Source organism: Stenotrophomonas sp. Steno-Z10-BAI, from assembly GCF_056393115.1.
The window spans coordinates 143058-160722 of sequence record NZ_JBWJOZ010000002.1 but is presented as its reverse complement, the minus strand read 5'-3'; the positions used below and the strand labels follow the sequence as shown (position 1 = coordinate 160722).

At 65.8% G+C, this 17665-nt stretch carries 15 protein-coding genes; 10 read left to right on the top strand and 5 right to left on the bottom strand.

Features of this window, described 5'->3' with window-relative positions; genetic code table 11:
• Window positions 1–43 precede the first annotated feature (43 nt).
• The 4 genes from AC06E9_RS05595 to AC06E9_RS05580 all read left to right on the top strand — a co-directional run bounded on the left by AC06E9_RS05595 (window position 44) and on the right by AC06E9_RS05580 (window position 5691).
• Window positions 44–2281, top strand: coding sequence for an ATP-binding protein (locus AC06E9_RS05595; RefSeq protein ID WP_121037449.1), 2238 nt, complete (start codon window positions 44–46; stop codon window positions 2279–2281).
• On the top strand, window positions 2278–2751 hold the full coding sequence (locus AC06E9_RS05590) for a response regulator (protein WP_282257462.1): 474 nt from the start codon (window positions 2278–2280) through the stop codon (window positions 2749–2751). The genes AC06E9_RS05595 and AC06E9_RS05590 overlap by 4 nt, the downstream gene beginning before the upstream one ends.
• Window positions 2744–5161 (top strand): hybrid sensor histidine kinase/response regulator, encoded by a 2418-nt coding sequence (locus AC06E9_RS05585; RefSeq protein ID WP_478055653.1) that lies wholly within the window; start codon window positions 2744–2746, stop codon window positions 5159–5161. Before AC06E9_RS05590 ends, AC06E9_RS05585 begins: the two co-directional genes overlap by 8 nt.
• A gap of 149 nt (window positions 5162–5310) precedes the next feature.
• On the top strand, window positions 5311–5691 hold the full coding sequence (locus tag AC06E9_RS05580) for a response regulator (protein WP_183073659.1): 381 nt from the start codon (window positions 5311–5313) through the stop codon (window positions 5689–5691).
• Between the two features lie 15 nt (window positions 5692–5706).
• Here the strand turns inward: AC06E9_RS05580 and AC06E9_RS05575 are convergent, their stop codons facing one another.
• Entirely contained in the window at window positions 5707–8586 is a 2880-nt protein-coding gene (locus AC06E9_RS05575) for a hybrid sensor histidine kinase/response regulator (protein ID WP_478055652.1), read from the bottom strand.
• Window positions 8587–8868: 282 nt separating this feature from the next.
• Here AC06E9_RS05575 and AC06E9_RS05570 point away from each other — a divergent pair, with 282 nt between their 5' ends.
• The 3 genes from AC06E9_RS05570 to AC06E9_RS05560 all read left to right on the top strand — a co-directional run bounded on the left by AC06E9_RS05570 (window position 8869) and on the right by AC06E9_RS05560 (window position 10966).
• Window positions 8869–9828, top strand: a complete 960-nt coding sequence (locus AC06E9_RS05570) for a cation diffusion facilitator family transporter (RefSeq protein ID WP_152151190.1) — start codon at window positions 8869–8871, stop codon at window positions 9826–9828.
• Between the two features lie 75 nt (window positions 9829–9903).
• The gene (locus AC06E9_RS05565) at window positions 9904–10647 is read left to right on the top strand and encodes an SOS response-associated peptidase (RefSeq protein ID WP_478055651.1); all 744 of its coding nucleotides are present in this window, start codon (window positions 9904–9906) and stop codon (window positions 10645–10647) included.
• A gap of 148 nt (window positions 10648–10795) precedes the next feature.
• The gene (locus tag AC06E9_RS05560) at window positions 10796–10966 is read left to right on the top strand and encodes a CsbD family protein (RefSeq protein ID WP_019184192.1); all 171 of its coding nucleotides are present in this window, start codon (window positions 10796–10798) and stop codon (window positions 10964–10966) included.
• Between the two features lie 51 nt (window positions 10967–11017).
• Here AC06E9_RS05560 and AC06E9_RS05555 read toward each other — a convergent pair whose 3' ends face one another.
• Together AC06E9_RS05555 and AC06E9_RS05550 are read right to left on the bottom strand one after the other, a co-directional pair.
• Window positions 11018–11704, bottom strand: coding sequence for a class I SAM-dependent methyltransferase (locus AC06E9_RS05555; RefSeq protein WP_478055650.1), 687 nt, complete (start codon window positions 11702–11704; stop codon window positions 11018–11020).
• A gap of 61 nt (window positions 11705–11765) precedes the next feature.
• Window positions 11766–12683 carry an NAD(P)/FAD-dependent oxidoreductase gene (locus tag AC06E9_RS05550; RefSeq protein ID WP_478055649.1) on the bottom strand — a complete coding sequence of 306 codons (918 nt, stop codon included), beginning with the start codon at window positions 12681–12683 and terminating at the stop codon, window positions 11766–11768.
• 163 nt (window positions 12684–12846) lie between these two features.
• On the opposite strand from AC06E9_RS05550, the gene AC06E9_RS05545 reads away from it, so the two are divergent.
• Entirely contained in the window at window positions 12847–13776 is a 930-nt protein-coding gene (locus AC06E9_RS05545; RefSeq protein WP_478055648.1) for a DUF6624 domain-containing protein, read from the top strand.
• 106 nt (window positions 13777–13882) lie between these two features.
• Window positions 13883–14245, top strand: a complete 363-nt coding sequence (locus AC06E9_RS05540; RefSeq protein ID WP_478055647.1) for a hypothetical protein — start codon at window positions 13883–13885, stop codon at window positions 14243–14245.
• Between the two features lie 5 nt (window positions 14246–14250).
• Here AC06E9_RS05540 and AC06E9_RS05535 read toward each other — a convergent pair whose 3' ends face one another.
• Window positions 14251–14934 carry a thermonuclease family protein gene (locus tag AC06E9_RS05535; protein ID WP_282257617.1) on the bottom strand — a complete coding sequence of 228 codons (684 nt, stop codon included), beginning with the start codon at window positions 14932–14934 and terminating at the stop codon, window positions 14251–14253.
• 138 nt (window positions 14935–15072) lie between these two features.
• The gene (locus AC06E9_RS05530) at window positions 15073–16317 is read right to left on the bottom strand and encodes an MFS transporter (protein WP_478055646.1); all 1245 of its coding nucleotides are present in this window, start codon (window positions 16315–16317) and stop codon (window positions 15073–15075) included.
• 58 nt (window positions 16318–16375) lie between these two features.
• Here AC06E9_RS05530 and AC06E9_RS05525 point away from each other — a divergent pair, with 58 nt between their 5' ends.
• Window positions 16376–17392: an AraC family transcriptional regulator gene (locus AC06E9_RS05525; RefSeq protein ID WP_478055645.1), complete on the top strand. Its 1017-nt coding sequence runs from the start codon at window positions 16376–16378 to the stop codon at window positions 17390–17392.
• Window positions 17393–17665: the final 273 nt, after the last annotated feature.

Sequence of the window (17665 nt, the reverse complement as noted above, 5' to 3'; positions counted from 1 at the left end):
CTTTGGGCGGTGTCCAGCACTGGTAAAGATCAGGAGTCAATGAATGTCCTCGAGGAATTCCGGCGCAAGCGCCTTGGATCTGTCCAGCTGTGCGCGTGAGCCGATCCGTACCCCCGGCGCGATCCAGCCCTACGGATTGATCCTGGTCCTCGACCACCCGACATTGACCGTCAACGCCCGCGCCGTCGCGCGGCCGGAGCTCATCGAGACGCTCGGCGATCCGCTCGGGCAATCCCTTGACACCGTGCTCGGCGGCACGCTGGCCCACTGCAGGCCGCTGCTGGTGGCGCTGGAGCAAGGTGCTTCGCACTTCCTCGGCGCGCTTCCGGTCGGCATGGCCGGCCACCACCCTACGGTGGCGCACCGCATCGGGGATGACGTCATCATCGAGCTGGAAGCCCCGGTGCCGGGCGAGCCAGGCTCGCTGGAAGACCTCTATCCCTCGATCCGCCGCTTCATGGCCGCGATCGAGCGGGCGCCCACCACGCAGGCCCTAAGTGAGATCGCCGCGGTGCATATCCGCGAGCTGACCGGCTTCGACCGCACGATGATCTACCAGTTCGACCCGGACTGGAACGGCGCGGTCGTGGCCGAGGACCGCAACAGCGTGTTGCCCTCCTACCTGGATCTGCGCTTCCCGGAATCGGACATTCCCGCGCAGGCGCGTGAGCTGTACCGGCAGAACCGGATCCGGCTGATCGCTGACAGCCACTACACCCCGGTACCGCTGGTGCGCGTGCCCGCGATCGCCGAGGCGCCGCCCACCGACCTCGGCCCGGCCATGCTGCGCAGCGTCTCCCCGGTGCACCTGCAGTACATGCGCAACATGGGCACCGGTGCATCGATGTCGGTCTCGGTGCTGTGCGAGGGCGAACTGTGGGGCCTGATCTCCTGCCATAACCGGCGCGCGCGCCGGGTGCCGTACCACGTGCGCACGGCCTGCGAGTTCATTGGCCAGATCCTGTCGCTGCAGATTTCGCTGAAGCAGCGCGCGGTGCAGGTCGAAGAACGCATTGCACGCCGCGCCATCCAGGTGCGGCTGCTCGGCCGGATGGCCGGCGATACCGACTTCATGGCCGCGCTGGGCCGCGATCAACGCAGCCTGCTCGCGCTGACCCAATCGGCCGGTGCGGCGATCGTGCACCGTGGCGAATGCATCCTGCACGGCGACTGCCCGAGCCAGCGCCAGGTGATGCAGCTGGTCCAGTGGTTGACCGCCCAGCCTATCGAGGGCGACATCTTCTGCACCGACACGCTCCCGCAGCAATGGAAGCACGCCGAAGCCTTCGCCGGCGTCGCCAGTGGCGTGCTGGCCATCTCCATCTCGCAGATCCACGACAGCTTCGTGATCTGGTTCCGGCCGGAGGTGGTCCGCACCGTCCGCTGGGGCGGTGATCCGCGCAAGGAAGAAAGCGAGCAGCCGCTGTCGCCGCGCACCTCCTTCGAAGGCTGGAAGCAGACGGTGCGCGAGCAGTCGCTGCCCTGGAACGAGGTGGACCGTGATGCCGCGCTGGAACTGCGCACCGCGATCGTGGACATCGTGCTGCGCAAGGCCGAGGAGATGGCGGCGTTGAATGAACAGTTGCTCCGCAGCAACAAGGAGCTCGAAGCGTTCTCCTATTCGGTCAGTCATGACCTGCGCGCACCATTCCGCCACATCGTGGGCTACTCCGAACTGCTGTGGTCGTCGGCCGGCGAGCGATTGAACGATTCAGAAAAGAGATTCCTCGAGACCATCGTGGAGTCGGCAAAATCGGCAGGGACGCTGGTGGATGATCTGCTCAGCTTCTCGCAGATGGGCCGCTCGACGATGGGCCAGATCGCGATGGACATGACCGCCCTGGCGGATGACGTGCGCCACAAGCTGGACATGGAATACACCGGCCGTGCCATCGCCTGGGAGATCAGGACGCTGCCCAGGGTACTGGCCGACCCCGGCATGCTGCGGCTGGTCTGGCAGAACCTGCTGTCCAACGCGATCAAGTTCACCCGTGACACGCCCGAGCCACGCATCGAGGTGGGTCACCAACGCAATGACACGGAGGACATCTTCTTCGTGAAAGACAACGGCTGCGGTTTCGACATGCGCTATGTGGACAAGCTGTTCGGCGTGTTCCAGCGGCTGCATCACGTCGATGAGTACGAAGGCACCGGCATCGGCCTGGCCAACGTGCACCGCATCATCACCCGCCATGGCGGCCGCACCTGGGCCGAAGGCCAGGTCGGCGCCGGCGCCACCTTCTATTTCACCATTCCCTTTGCTGATGGAGACCACCTATGAGAGATCTGCGACCGATCCTGCTCGTAGAAGACAACCCGAAAGACGCCGAATTGACGATGGCGGCGCTTGCGCGCTGCCAGCTGCTCAACGACGTGACCCATGTGCGCGACGGCGTGGAAGCGCTGGAGTATCTCCGCTGCCAGGGTCCCTATGCAGGCGCCATGCACGGCGGCCCGGTGGTGGTGCTGCTGGATTTGAAACTGCCCAAGCTCAACGGCCTGGAAGTCCTCAAGGAAATCCGCAGCGACCGCGCCCTGAGCAGCACCCCGGTGGTGATGCTGACCTCCTCGCGGGAAGAACAGGATCTGATCCGCAGCTACGAACTGGGCGTCAACGCCTTCGTGGTCAAGCCGGTGGATTTCAAGGAGTTCCTCGAGGCGATCCAGGGGCTGGGCATGTTCTGGGGCATCACCAATCAGCCGCCACCGCACGGCACCCTGTTCGGTGGGAAGAGTACAAACGATGGCTGAGGCCGCCACAACAAAGACCATCAGGATCCTGATGGTCGAAGACAGTGCACTGGATGCAGAGCTGATCACCGCGCAGCTGCGCCGCGCCGGGCTCCCGTTCACGGCCGAACGCACCTGGTCGCACCAGGGCATGCTCGATGCCCTGACCACCGCCTCGTTCGATGTGATCCTGGCCGACCACGTGCTGCCAGGCTTCGATGGCGACGCTGCCCTCGCCCTGGCCAGCGAGATCGCCCCCGGGATTCCTTTCATCTTCGTTTCCGGCACGCTTACCGAAGAACTCGCCGTGCAGGCGCTCAAGCGCGGCGCGCGCGACTATGTAGTCAAATCGCGCCTGCAGCGCCTGCCCGATGCCGTGGTCCGGGGCATCCATGAAGCCCAGGAGCGCCGCCGGCTGCTGCGTATCGAGGCCGAACTGCACGACAGCCACCAGCGGCTGAAGCTGATCACCGATTCGCTGCCCGCGCTGATCGCCTACTTCGGCCATGACCACCGCTACCGTTTCGCCAACAACGCCTATGTCGAGTGGCACGGCCGCACGCCGGAGAGCCTGATCGGCCGACATACCCGCGAGGTCGTCGGCGAGGACACCTTCAACAGCATCCAGCAGCACCTGGAGCGGGTCCTGCTCGGCGAAAAGGTGAGCTTCGACCTGCTCTCGCTGCGCAGCGACGGTACGCCCCGCCACGCACAGGTGGACTGCGTGCCCGAGCTGGCGCCGGATGGCGCGGTGCTGGGCTATTACGCCATGGCGCGCGACATCAGCGAGCTCAAGCATGCGCAGTCGCTGCTCAAGGCCAGCAACGAATCCCTGGAACGCCAGGTCGATGAGCGGACGTCCGCGCTGCACCGCAGTGAAAGCCGCCTGCAGGCGCTGTTCGAATCCAGTTTCCAGCACCAGAACCTGCTGACCCTGGATGGCCACATCATCGACACCAATTCGGCCTCGCTGGCGGCCATCCTCGCCGACAAGCAGGACGTGCGCGGCAGCCTTTATTGCGAATCGGCCTGGTTCGCCGACACGCCCGGCGTTCCCGGCGTGGTCTGCACGGCCATCCTGGAGGCTGCGGCGGGCACGGCGTCGCGCCACGAACTGGAACTGCGCCTGCCAACCGGCAAGCGCACGTTCGATTTCTCCTTCCGCCCCCTGTTCGACCATCAGGCACGGATCACCGCCGTCGTCTCCGAGGCCGTGGAAACCACCGCGCGGCGGCAGGCTGAAGAAGCGCTGCGGCACAGCCAGAAAATCGAGGCGGTGGGCCAGCTGACCGGTGGCATCGCGCATGATTTCAACAACATCCTGACCGTCATCGCCGGCAACATCGAGTACGCCAAGATGCTGACCGACCGGCTCGGCGACACGGCAGGCAATTCCTCACGCGCGCTAGACAACGCGATGAAGGGCGTCATGCGTGCGGCCAACGTCACCCAGCGCCTGCTCGCCTTCTCGCGTCGGCAGCCGCTGAAGAACCTGCCGGTGGATCTGAACGAAGAAATGCGCGGCATGCAGGACATGCTCAAACGGTCGCTGGGCGAGCTGGTGCAGATCGACATGGTGCACAGCCCGGATATCTGGTGCGTGGAGATCGATCCGAGCCAGCTGGAAGCCTCGATCCTCAACCTGGCGGTGAATGCACGCGATGCCATGCCCGAGGGCGGCCGCCTGACGATCGAGATGGACAACATCCACCTGGACAAGGATTACGCGGCGCAGCACCCGGACGTTCCGCCCGGCCAGTACGCCATGGTGCGCGTCCGCGACAGCGGCCAGGGCATGCCGCCGGAGGTCATGGCGCGGGTGTTCGAGCCGTTCTTCACCACCAAGGAGGTTGGCCGTGGCACCGGGTTGGGCCTGTCGATGGTGTATGGCTTCGCCAAGCAATCCGGCGGGCACGTTCTGCTCGATTCCACCGAGGGCAGCGGCACCACGATCACGCTGCTGTTCCCGCGCTCGGCCTCCGCCCTGCCGAGCGTGCGCCCGGCCGATGCACAGGCGCTGGACGCCTTCGAGGTCGAGGCGGAAACGACCGTGCTGGTCGCCGAGGACAACGACGATGTGCGCGCTTACACCGTCGATACCCTGCGCCAGCTGGGCTATCGCGTGCTCGAGGCGCATGACGGCCCCTCGGCGCTGCGGCTGCTGGATCGCACCGACGTCAGCGTGGACCTGCTGTTCTCCGACATCGTGATGCCGGGCATGTCCGGCTGGGCCCTGGCCAAGCAGGCACTGGTCCGCAAGCCCGGCCTGCGGGTGCTGTTCACCTCGGGTTATCCGCGCGATATCGACGCAAGCGGCACCGTTGGCCGCACCATCGCCCTGTTGGCCAAGCCCTTCACCCGCAGCGATCTGGCGCGGTCCATCCGCACTGCCCTGTTGGATGAAAGCCCCACCCAGAGCGGCAGCGCCTGAACTGAGGCCATGCCAGGCGGTGCCGTGACGGGCACCCGCCCCCGCTGATGACATGGGGCTGGCACGCGATGCACGGCCGGCTAACACGCACCGGCGCTAAGGTGGAGATCCGCACCGGTGGCTGCACGCCACGAGGATCTCCGCCCGCAATGACTGCCGCACGAACCCACCCACGATGCCGCGTGCTTCTCGTCGAAGACGATGCGCCCATCCGGGAGATGACCAAGGACATCCTCAACGACGATGGCTTCGATGTCCTCGACGTCGGCGATGCCGAGGCCGCGCTGGGTTGCCTCAGGCACGACGGCCCGTTCGACCTGCTGGTGTCCGATGTCGGCCTGCCCGGCATGGACGGTCGCGATCTGGCCACGATCGCCACGACCCTGCACCCGGCCATGCCGATCCTGCTGGTGACCGGCTACGCGGGGCCCGCCGGGGCCCGGCCCGACTTCCGCGGCGAGGAGATCAAACTGCTGCGCAAGCCATTCACGCTCAAGCAACTGGTGACCTCGGTCAGGTCCCTGCTCTGACAGCAGCTGGCCTGGCTACGACGGGTTCCTGATCGCCAACAGCGCGCGGGCGCGTCGCTCCAGTTCGGCGGTCGTGAAGGGCTTGGTCAGCACTTCCATGCCGTCCTCCAGCTGGCCCGCGCCCACCGCTGCCGACGCCGCGTAGCCGGTGATGAACAACACTGGCAACGCGGGACGCACCTGGCGGCCGGCGTCAGCGACCTGACGGCCATTGAGCCCACCGGTCAGCCCCACATCGGTGATCAGCAGGTCGATCGTCTCGTCGGAGCGCAGCAGGTCGATGGCCTGGCCTCCTTCCGGTGCCTGCAACACCCTATAACCCGCGCCGCCAAGGACCTCGGTCAACAGCGCGCGGATCGCTTCCTCGTCTTCCACCACCAGAATGGTGCCGACGCTGGGCGCTGAACGCGCCGGCAGGTCCTGTGAGGGTTCTTGGGCGGCGTCCGCAGGGGTCTCGCCGACGAAGCGCGGCAGGTAGAGTTCCACCGTGGTGCCGTGGCCAACCTGGGAATCGATCCGCACCTGCCCGCCGGATTGGCGGGTGAAGCCATAGATCATCGACAGCCCCAGGCCGGTCCCCTGCCCGATCGGCTTGGTGGTGAAGAACGGCTCGAATACTTTTTCGATCACCGCCGCCTCCATGCCGGTCCCCGCGTCCTTGACGGCCAGCCGGACGTAATCGCCCGGCGGCGTATCCAGCGCCGCCGCGCCCTCGCCACGCAGGCTCACGTTGGCCGCGCTGATCAGCAGCGGGCCACCCTGAGGCATCGCGTCGCGGGCATTGATGCACAGATTCAGCAGCGCATTTTCCATCTGCGGCACATCCACCAGTACCGCCCAGGGATCGGACGCCAACTGCGTGGAGATCGCGATCGAAGGCCCCAGCGTGCGCGAAATGATATCCAGCATGCCGCGCACCATCGCATCAGCCACCACCGGCGTGGGCGCGAGCGTCTGCCGGCGGGAGAACGCCAGCAAGCGCTGGGTGAGCGCCGTGGCACGCGACGCGCTGGACTGCGCCATCTCCAGGTAGCGGCCGATGTCGTCATACCGCCCCTGATCGATCCGCAGCTCCAGCAGCTCCAGCCCCACCGAGATGGCGGTCAGCAGGTTGTTGAAGTCATGCGCCAGGCCACCGGTCAACTGACCCACGGCCTCCATCTTCTGACTCTGCCGCAGCCGCTCCTCGGCCACCTGCAACGCGGCGCTGCGGGTCTGCACGCGCTCTTCCAGGGTCAAGGTCAACTCGCGCAGCTGCTCTTCGGCCTGACGCCGCTCGGTCACATCCGAGGCGGTGCCGAACCACTCGGTGATCTCACCGGCGCTGTCCAGCAAGGGCACCGCACGCATCTGCACCCAACGCACACTGCCATCGGCCAGCAGGCTGCGGTGCTCCAGTTCCAGCGGCAGCCGCTGCGCCATCGCACGCGCAATGGCCTGCTCAAGCAGGGCACGATCATCGGGGTGTACGTAGCGTTCTCGCCAGTCGGTGACCGCAGGCAGGCTCTCGTCCGGTGCCACCGGCCCGGTCGCCAGGATCTGACGCATCTCGCGCCAGTCCGCGGTGACCGCATACAGCGACTGCGAGGAGGCGCTCACCAGCGCGCCGAGGCGGCGCTCGCTATGGGCCAGTGCATCGCTGGCGCGGCGCTCCTGGGTGCGGTCGCCCAGTACCTTGACGAAGCCCAGCACGGCGCCATCTTCATCGCGCAGCACGGTCATCGCCCCGCTGGCCCAGAAGCGCTCGCCGGACCTGCGCGCCAGCCAGCGCTCACCACTGACCCCACCCGAGGCCATCGAGACGCCCTGGTTGTGCCGCAACCGCTTGGCCTGGATATCGTCAGCGGTGTAGATCACCTCCACGTTCTGACCCAGCATCTCCGCCTCGGTCCAGCCGAAGATGTGCTCGGCCCCGGCATTCCACAGGGTCACCTTGCCCTGCAGGTCCGAGGCGACGATCGCGTAATCGCTGGCACTGTCGATGATCTGGCGATTGCGCGCCTCCACCTGCCGCATCGTGCGCTGCAGCTCGATGTGGGAGGTGACATCCAGGCCCTGAACGAATACGCCTGCCGTGCTGCCATCCTCACCGGCCACAGGCTGGAAGACGATATCCAGCATGCGCCGGGCCGAGGACGGATCGGACGGGAACGGCGCGTCGTACACCACCTCGCTGCCGATATACGGTGTGCCGGTGCGGTACACCTCATCCAACAGCGGCATGAAACCCTGGTCGACGATTTCCGGCAGCGCCTCCCGGATCGACTTGCCCAGCACATGGCGATTGCCGACCAGCCGTTGGTAACCCGGATTGGCCAGCTCGACCCGATGCTCAGGCCCGCTGAGGAAGGCCATGAACATCGGCGACTTGTCGAACAGCGCGATGAGCCGCTCGTTCTCCTTGGCCAGGCGCTGCTGGGCCACGATGATGCTGGTCACCTCGTTGGTCACGCAGAACGCGCCACCGACCCTGCCATCGTCGAGGAAGATCGGCGAAAACGAGAACGTCCACCAGGTCTCTTCAGGCACGCCCTGACGGCTCATCGCCACCGGCAGGTTCTCGTAGCGGGAGGATTCACCGGCAAAGGCGTTCTCGATCGGCGCGCGTACGGCACCCCAGGCATCGGCCCACAGCTCCCTCAACGGCGCGCCGAGCGCGCCCTCCAGGCGGGGCCCCAGAATCGGGCTGTAGGCATCGTTGAAGAAGAACGTCAGGTCATCGCCCCAGACCACGTACATGCTTTCGGGCGAGGCCAGGATCAGATTGACCGCATTGCGCAGCGCGCCCGGCCAGGTCTCGATCGGCCCCACCGGGGTCGCCTGCCAATCCAGTGCACGGACCTGCTCGGCCATCGGCCCGGTGCTGCCGGGAAAGCGCCCCGCCACTGCGCTCATGCGCACCGCTCCAGAACCACCGGGGCGCGCGTGCCGCGCAGCTGCGCGGCAGACCAGGGAAGGATGGACATCATCGGGGCACCGAACCTTGAACTGAAGGCATTGCAGGAGCTGGGGGAACGGCAGGCAGCGGGGGCCAGCCGGAAGGCGGAAAGCAATGTAAGCCAAGCGGGGCAAATCCATGTCAAGGCCGGCAGGCGGTGCCAGCGCCTGGATCGATGTGCACGCGCCCGGGACGCACCGTTGGCGATGATGCGCGCACCTCCCCACCCCACCACTGCCATGGCCAAGCCAACGGGCTCCCGTCTCGTCATCTATGCCGCCCTCGCCGGCAACCTGGCCATTGCCATCGCCAAGTTCGTCGCCGCCGGCATCTCCGGCAGCTCGGCCATGCTCAGCGAGGGCGTCCACTCGCTGGTGGACACCATCAACGAGTTGCTGCTGTTGTACGGCCTGCGCCGTGCCGAGCAGAAGCCGGATACGCTCCATCCCTTCGGCTACGGGCGCGAGCTGTACTTCTGGAGTTTCATCGTGGCGCTGCTGGTGTTCGCAGCCGGTGCCGGTGTATCGGCCTATGAAGGCATCCAGCACATCCGCACCCCCGAGCCGGCCACCAACCACCTGATCAGTTACGTGGTGCTGGGCATCTCCTTTGTGTTCGAAGGCACCTCATGGTGGATCGCGCTGCGCGAATTCCGCGCCACCAAGGGGGCGATGGGTTACTTCGAGGCGTTCCGCCGCAGCAAGGACCCCTCCACCTTCACCGTGCTGCTGGAAGACAGCGCCGCCCTGCTCGGCCTGGGTTTTGCTCTGGTCGGCCTGCTTGCCGCGCAGTTGCTGGACATGCCGGTCCTGGATGGCGTGGCGTCGCTGTGCATCGCCGGCGTGCTCGCGGTCACCGCCTTCCTGCTCGCCCGCGAGACCAAGGGCCTGCTGGTCGGTGAGCCCGCGCACCCGGCCGTCGCCAAACGTATTCTTGCCGTCGCCACCCACGATGCGGACCTGCGCCGCGCCAATGGCGTGACCACGATGCAGATGGGCCCGGACCAGGTGGTCGCGATGCTGAGTGCGGAGTTCGAGGATGATCGCACCACCCCGCAGATCGAGGCCTGCATCACGCGCATTGAAAAGGCGGTGAAAGCCGAGTACCCGGAGCTGGTCGCGCTGTTCGTGAAACCGCAGACGCCGGAGGTGTTCCAGGCGCGGCGGGCAGCGTTGGGGGAACCCCATCCCGACACGTGACTCCCTTGCAACGCGTGCAACATCGCAGGCGCTGCGCACGATGCCGTCACGGATGCCGTTGGATGCTCAGCTGCCATGCGCCGCTTCGCACAAGCCATCGCTGATAGCGAGTCACTCCCCGCCGGCCTTCCTGCTGAGTTGGCGCGGACGCTGGCGGCCGCGCCGGACCACTACAACATCGCCAAGGGTGGCGTGGCCACGGTGCTCGCGCGCGACCATGACGGCTCCATCGCCGTGGCCGACATGGTGTGGGGCCTGGTGCCGCGTTGGTCCAAGGAGCCGGCCACGCCGTATACCACGGTGACCGCACGGCTTGACCGCGCGCCACGCAGCCGCATCTACGCGCAGGCCTGGGCGCAGCGCCCGTGCGTGCTGCCCATGACCGGCTACTACAAATGGGATCGCGAGCGCCGCCCCCCCTGGCCCCTGTTCGTGCAGCGCACGGATGGCCTTGCCCTGCTCGCAGCCGGCTTGTGGGAGCACTGGGAAAGCGACGACGGCCAGCAGCTGGACAGCTTCACCGTATTGACCGGCCCCAACAGTGCGATCCCTTCCCCACTCACACCGGACGGGCCGATCTGCATCGCGCCGGCCACCGCCCTGGACTGGTTGAGTGGCGCCTTCCAGACGCCTGCGGCATTGCGTGCCCGCGCCTCCACCGCGGCGTTGGAGGCCTATCCGGTCAGCCGCGCGTTTCGTGATCCTTCGCGTGACGATTACACCCTGTTGGAGCCTGTCGATCCGGATACCACCGTAGCCAGCACCGAACCGCAGCCATGGGATGGCGATGGATGGGATGAACGCGATGCGGATGAGTGACGTGCAGCGCACGTGAGCATCAACCTTTCCGGCGCTTGAACGGATTCCGGGCCCGCGCGCAGATTTCACCTTCGCGCCACCGCGCTGCCGTCAGGGTGGAGATGCCCAGCAACACGGGCCCTCTCTCTAACCAATTGTGGAGTCAACCATGGACAAGAATCGCACTGAAGGCGCCAAGAACCAGGTCAAGGGCACCGTAAAGGAAGTCGTGGGCAAGGTCACCGGCGACAAGACGAAGGAAGTGGAAGGCAAGATCCAGAAGGGTGTTGGCGAAGTCCAAAGCGACGTGGGCAAGGCGCGCGACGACGCTCGCCGCTGAGTCTTGACCCCACCGCTCTCTGACCCACATCGGGCAGAGAGCAGTGGGAGGCTAGCCGTGTGCATCGCCGGCGTACGCCACCCAACCTCTGAACGAAAGCGCGGCATAGAACAGACTCGGCCGCTCGAATCCTGCCTCCTCCAGCAGCTCGACTTCTTCCTCCGGCGACAGGGTGGGCAATCGGTTGGTGATCGTATCGGCTCGTACAGCGGCCGTCTCACCGCCCAGTCCACGCGCTGTCACGAACGCCGCCCAGCGCTGGAACCACCGGCGCTTCTCTGCCGGATCGCCCGGCACGCTATGGTGCGCAATGATCAGCGGTGCACCAGGCGCGAGCCGACGCCGTAGTGCACGCAGCGTACGCAGGCGCTCTTCGGCCGAGAGAAAATGCAGCGTCAGCAAGCAGGTGGCGCCATCGAATGCGGTAGCTGGCGCACTGTCGATATAGCCTGCGATGAGTTCCACCCGGGCCGACAGCGCACCCCCGAGCACGCGCTTGGCGAGCCCCAGCATCTCGGCGGAAGGATCCACGCCGGTGAAGTGCCAGGCAGGACTCGCCTCGGCAAAGGCCTTCAACTCCATGCCACCGCCAGCCCCGAGCACCAATACGCGCCCATGTGGCGGTACGTGTTCGGCGAGCAGAACGTGGGCCATCTGATGCAACGCCTGGACGCCGGGTACCTGGCGGACCAGGTTGTCGGTGTACTGGGCGACGGCATCGGGATTGGAGAAGGACATGCAGGCCACCTTGTTCACAGTGGCGCATAATGTAACATTCTTAGTTACATTAAAGATCGCATCACTCCAGCAACCCCATCAATGCGTGGTGCACCGCCACCCCCGCCAGCGCGCCCTCACCCACTGCCAGCGCGATGCTGCCCGCCATCCGGGCCGCGTCGCCGCAGGCGAAGACACCCGGCACCGTAGTCTGCTTAGCCGAATCGGTGGTGATGCAGCCGCCATCCTTCAGCTCACAGCCCAATTGCTCGGCCAGATCACTGGACAGCCGCGAGTGCGGCGAGATGAACAGCGCATCCACCGCGACGCTTCGTCCATCGGCGAGCACCACGGTGGCGGCGTCCTCCACGCGCTGCACCTGGGCCGACTCGATCACGACGCCGCACGCCTCCAGCCGTGCACGCTGCTCGGCATCGATCCTGGCGGATGCCTCGCTGCAGAACAGCGTGATCTGCCCCCAATCGCACAGCAGCAGCGCCTGGGCCGCACCGCCATCCTTCGCGCAGCCAATCACCCCGATGCGCCCCTCAAACACCTCGTAGCCGTGGCAGTACGGGCAATGAAAAACGCTTCGGCCCCAGCGCTCGCCGATGCCTTCGATGTCGGGCAGGTCGTCGGTTACCCCGTGGGCCAGGATCACTCGATCCGCCACGAATGTCTGGCCCGCTTCAACCCGGATCTTGAAGCGTCTGCCGTCATCGATCGGCTGCGCCGCCACCGCCGTACCGGTGAGCCAGGTCAGGGTGGGATAGCGCAGCAGCTCGTCGCGGGCCTGGGAGGCAATGTCCGCCGGCGGCAGGCCTTCCCTGCCGAGGAAGCCATGGGCGACGCGGGCATTGCGGTTGCGTGGCTTTCCCCCGTCGATGATCAGCACGTTGCGCCGGGCGCGCACAAGCTGCAGCGCTGCGGACATGCCGGCGTAGCTGCCGCCGATAATCATCACGTCGTACTTTCCGTTCTCTGGCGCGGGAGTGGACATACGGCTTCCAGGGCTGGGCTGAGGGCATCATGCGCCCGCCCATCGGCTACAGCCTGTGAGGCAGCAGGATTCGACGCGCATGCCCCTGACGGCGGGATGAGGGCTTGAACTCCCTGGCAGGTAGCGGCTACGTTTCCTGTACGCCCTGCGTGGAAGAACTGCGATGCGTTCAAGGTTGATACGCTCCTACCCGGCAACCCGGGCAGCAACGCTGACTGTCGCCCTGTTCGCAGCCGCCGCGGCAACCGCCGCTGAGCCGCCCAGCTTCTTCTCCGCGCTGGATCACTACGGCAACGAGGACTATGCCGCCTGCAGCACCACCTTGGGTGAGCTGTACAGGCAGGACATCCCCTTCCCCGACGGCGGCGAACTCCTGTTGATCGAATGCACAGCCGCTGCGGGCGATCATGCTGAGGCGTTTGCATACGTTGATGCCCTGCTCGCGAGCGGTCGCCTTGCGCTGGGCGACCTGCGCACGAAACAACGGCCCGGGCTGGACGCACTGCGTGACGATCCGGCGTGGCCGGCGGTGCTGCAGCGCGTGATCGCCGAAGAGAAGAAGCGCGAGACGCTGCGCGATGCGCCCCTGCGACTTGAACTGTTGGCGCGTGAGGCCAAGGATCAGGCAGCACAACATGCCGCCATCGCGGCAGGCGGCGGAGATGCGTGGGGGCAGACCGCGCCGGTGAAGGAAGCCAATGCGACCTGGCTGAAGGGCATCATCGCCGAGAAGGGCTGGCCGGGTATCGCGCGCGTCGACCGCGATGGGGCCAAGGCCGCATGGGTGATCGTGCAGCATGCCGATCATGATCCCGCGTTCCAGGCGCAGGCACTGGGCTTGATGCAGAAAGCCGCTGAAGCCGGCGATGCCGATGCCGCTGACGTGGCGCTGCTTACGGATCGCGTGTTGCTGGCGCAGGGGAAATCGCAGCGTTACGGAACGCAGTTCGGGGATGCTGCCGATGGCGCGATGGAACTGCGGCCCACCGAGGATATGGAAACGCTGGATGCACGGCGGCGTGCGGTGGGCTTGCAGCCGTTGGCGGCGTACAAGGCGATGCTGTCGGAGATGTATGGCAAGGCGGTCAGATAGGAGGCTGCCGTTTTCTGCGCTGGCGGGCGTGTGTCCCGATGCCGGTGCTGGTCATACACCGTCAACGCAACAGTGGCATCCTGCATGTTCGTGCGGGAGCCCAACAATGCGGATAACGGGAAATTCCATTGCAGCAAGTGCTGTCACGCTGAAGGTCGGCGTGGTGTTCTGGGTGCTGGTGGCCTGGCGGACGCCCGGCGGCGAGCCTTGGGACGCGCCTGCGTTCTGGACCGTCGTCTATCCCCTCGCACTGGCCATTGCCGCAGTGCTAGGCGCGTGTTTTCCCCGTAAGGCCTGGCTATGGGGACTGTTGCTCATGGTGCTGCAAGTGCCGGTGGTGGCCGTGATGTCAGGCGTTGGTCCGTTGTTGCTGGCCGGAGTGGTCTACGCACTGGTGCTGGCGTTGCCTGCGATGGCTATCGCGGCAGTGGCGGGCGCGCTGCGTCGCCGCCTGTATGGGAGGGTTTGAGACGCTCAGCGCTTCGCCGGCTGCCACCCTGCGCGCATGGCATCCGCAGGGCTGCAGAACATGCGCTCGCCGTGGCTCAGGTCGATGCGCGTGCGCTCGTAGTCCCGCTGGCCGGGCACATGGTAGATCTTCCTGCCCTCGCGGGAGATGTTGCCCTTGATGCGGCACCCGCCCGACGACGACTGAGCGGCCACCGGGGCTTGTCGTGCCGTCTGGTCACGCTTGCTGCGCCGATAGTCAGCTGGCATCTGGAATGGCCCCTGCCAGAGGTTCCGCTGGTGCTGGCGCGCGTCGGCTTCGTCCGCGATGAATGCCGTGGCGTACTGGCGATACGCGACCGCCCAACCGGAGCGCACCATCCACCGATTGACCGACGCCCCCTGGACAAAGCACTCCGCCACCACCCGGCCGTAGCGGTCGGTGTCCTTGGGCTGGCAACGAACGGTCTTGTCCAGCAGATACTCATCCAGCACGGCGGCTGACCGCCGGCCACAGGGCCAGGGACGTCCGTCTTTGGCGGTGCATTGCTGGGCGCTTTCCGGCGCATCGATGCCCCAGAGGCGGATGCGCTGCTTCGCCACGGTAAGCGTGTCCCCATCCGTGACCGTCGCGCGGCCAACCAGCTCTGCTGCCATGCCAGGAACCGAAGCAAAAACCAACAACAACACCACCAGACCTTTCAACATCATCAACAACAACGTCCTCTAAGCGCATGCTCGTATGCGGGCGCCAGTTCAAACAGGGCTGAACATTTTAGCGGAGGTGGAGAAAGGACGCCGACCACATCGACGGCCCTTCAATTCGGACGTGTGTTCCTGGTGGGGTCGTCACATATGAAACGCCGGGCCTGCCGAGAACGTCGGCGAGTTCACCCTGACCCGCAACGCAATGAGCAGACTGGCGAGGAGCATCACCGCTGCAGCCACAGTGAGGACTGCGACGATGCCGCCCAATCCGAACACCAGGCCGCCCAAGGCAGCGCCCGCGGCGATGGAGGACTGCACCGCTGCAACCACCATCCCGCCCGCACTCTCGGCCTGATCGGGCACCGCACGTGCGACCCAGCTCGACCACGCCACCGGCACGCCACCGAAGGCCAGGCCCCAGAGCGCGACCAGGAGTGACAGCCCGCCAGCGCCCACCGGCAACAGGAGCATGCCCAGAGCAGCTACGCCAACCACGGCAGGCATGATCACCAACGTGACCTTCATACTGCGCTCCATGAGCCAGCCGGCCAGCAGTGTGCCGACAAAGTTCGCCACACCAAAGCCGAGCAGAATCAGCGCCAGGCCATCAGCGCTCATCTGCCCCAAGCTCTCCAACGCTGGGCGGATATAGGTAAAGAGCGAGTACTGACCGGTGTGTGCCAGAACGCAACCGAGCATTCCGACTGCAACACCCGGCCGGCGTAGGAGCCCCACCACCGACTCAGGGGTCGCCGCCTTGCGCGGCGCCATTCGGGGCAGCGTGAACCACTGGAACGCAAACGTGAGTCCCCCTACCGCCGTCGCCGCCCAGAAGGCGCTGCGCCAGCCCAGCAACCCGCCGAGGTAGCTCCCCAAAGGAACCGACACCACCGTGCCGACCGCAATCCCGCTGAAGATGATGGACAGCGCGCGAGGCACGCGCTGTGACGGCACCAACCGCATGGCCACGGCCGCTGCCATGCTCCAGAAACCGCCCAGCGCAATGCCCAGAAGCACGCGCATCAGCAGCAGGACCCCCATGCTGGATGACAACGCCACCAAGACGTTGGAGAGGATCATCAGAGCCGTGAAACCCAGCAGCACCCGCCGCCTGTCTATCGAACGGGTCAGCCGCGGCACAAGCAGGCCAGCAAACAGCGCCACAACTGCGGTGACCGTCACCGCTTGGCCGGCCAGCGCCTCCGACACCCCGAGGTCCGCCGCCATCGGCGTCAACAGACTGGCCGGTAGATATTCCGCCGTGAGCAGCCCGAAGACCCCCATGGCCAGCGAAAACACCGCCACCCATGCCGATGAAGAAGGCTCCCCGCTCCCCCTGTCCACAGAATCAGGCGTGTTCGCGGCATCAACTACGTTATTGCTCATCACAGATCCCAGTACATTCGTGCAGCCGAGAGTCTAGGGAGGCAGGGCAGGATGATCTATGATTGTCCAACCTATATTTTTGATCGAAGCCCCGGTCCGCTCAATGATCCACGCTCCACACCAGTCCCAGCCCTCCGACCTGATCAGCGAGCTGCTGACCGGCATGCGACTGCATGGCGTCCAATACCGACGCATCCAGACCGGGCCGACCTTTGGACTTGGATTTCCCCCGAAGCCAGGCCATGCCTACTTCCATTACCTGGCAGTGGGCAGTGCGATCCTTCGAGGCGCGGATGGCAGCCAACACCTTCTGTCCGCCGGGGATGTCGTGCTTCTTCCCCGCGGAGAAGGCCACGCACTGGTGTCGGGCGAGGACCATCCCGTCCAGTGCCTGGAAACGATAGAGGCCGCCCCACTGGGTGACACGGTGAGCGGGATAGACACGTGCCCGAGTACACATTCCGTGCCAAGCGCAGTGCTTTTCCACGGATGCATGCTGTTCGATCTCGGTGGCATGCAAGGGTTGAGCAAGTTGATGCCGGCCGTGATGTTGGCCGATGGCAACGCCGCTGCGTTCCCTGGGCTGTTGCCGATGGTCGACGCGATGAAGCGCGAGGTGTGCTCCGGACGTATTGGCTATGCAGGCATACTCGCCCGGCTGGCGGATGCCGTCGCCGCCATGATCGTGCGTGACTGGGTCGAGCGCGGTTGCGACGGAGCCGCCGGCCTGGTCATGGCCATGCGCGACCCTCGTTTGTCGCTGTCGTTGCTTGCTCTACACAGAGACCCTGGACGTGACTGGACCGTCGAAGCGCTGGCTGCAGAATCCAACATCTCGCGATCTGTCTTTGCGGACCGGTTCCAGACCGTCATAGGGACCGCGCCTCTGCGATACGTGACTGAGCTGCGTATGCAATTGGCGAGTCAATGGCTGAGCCAGCAAAGCCTATCCATCGAGATAGTGGCAGAGCGTCTTGGGTACGCGTCGCAGGCTGCCTTTAGTCGCGCGTACAAGCGGGTCATGGGGCACTCGCCTGGCGCGACTCGGCGGGGACATCGCTTGGCCTTGGCATAGCGGGCAGTTTGGTCAGTGGCTCAAGCTGCCTGAACTTCGTGAACGGGCTGCAATTGGTTAGCGATCGCATCGGAACGCGCTACCGCTGGTCGAATGCGATCAGCGGTGATGTGTCACGCCCTTTTCGGGGCGCTTTGCGCTGATAGGGATCGGCGGCCAGGGATTGTTGGGTGCATCCATGCACCCAACCCTTCCGCGCTGCGCGCTCCAGGGCCAGCCATTCGGCTGTCCGGATTCGTTCCCGGCGAATCCGTCGAACCTGCGTGGCGTCGG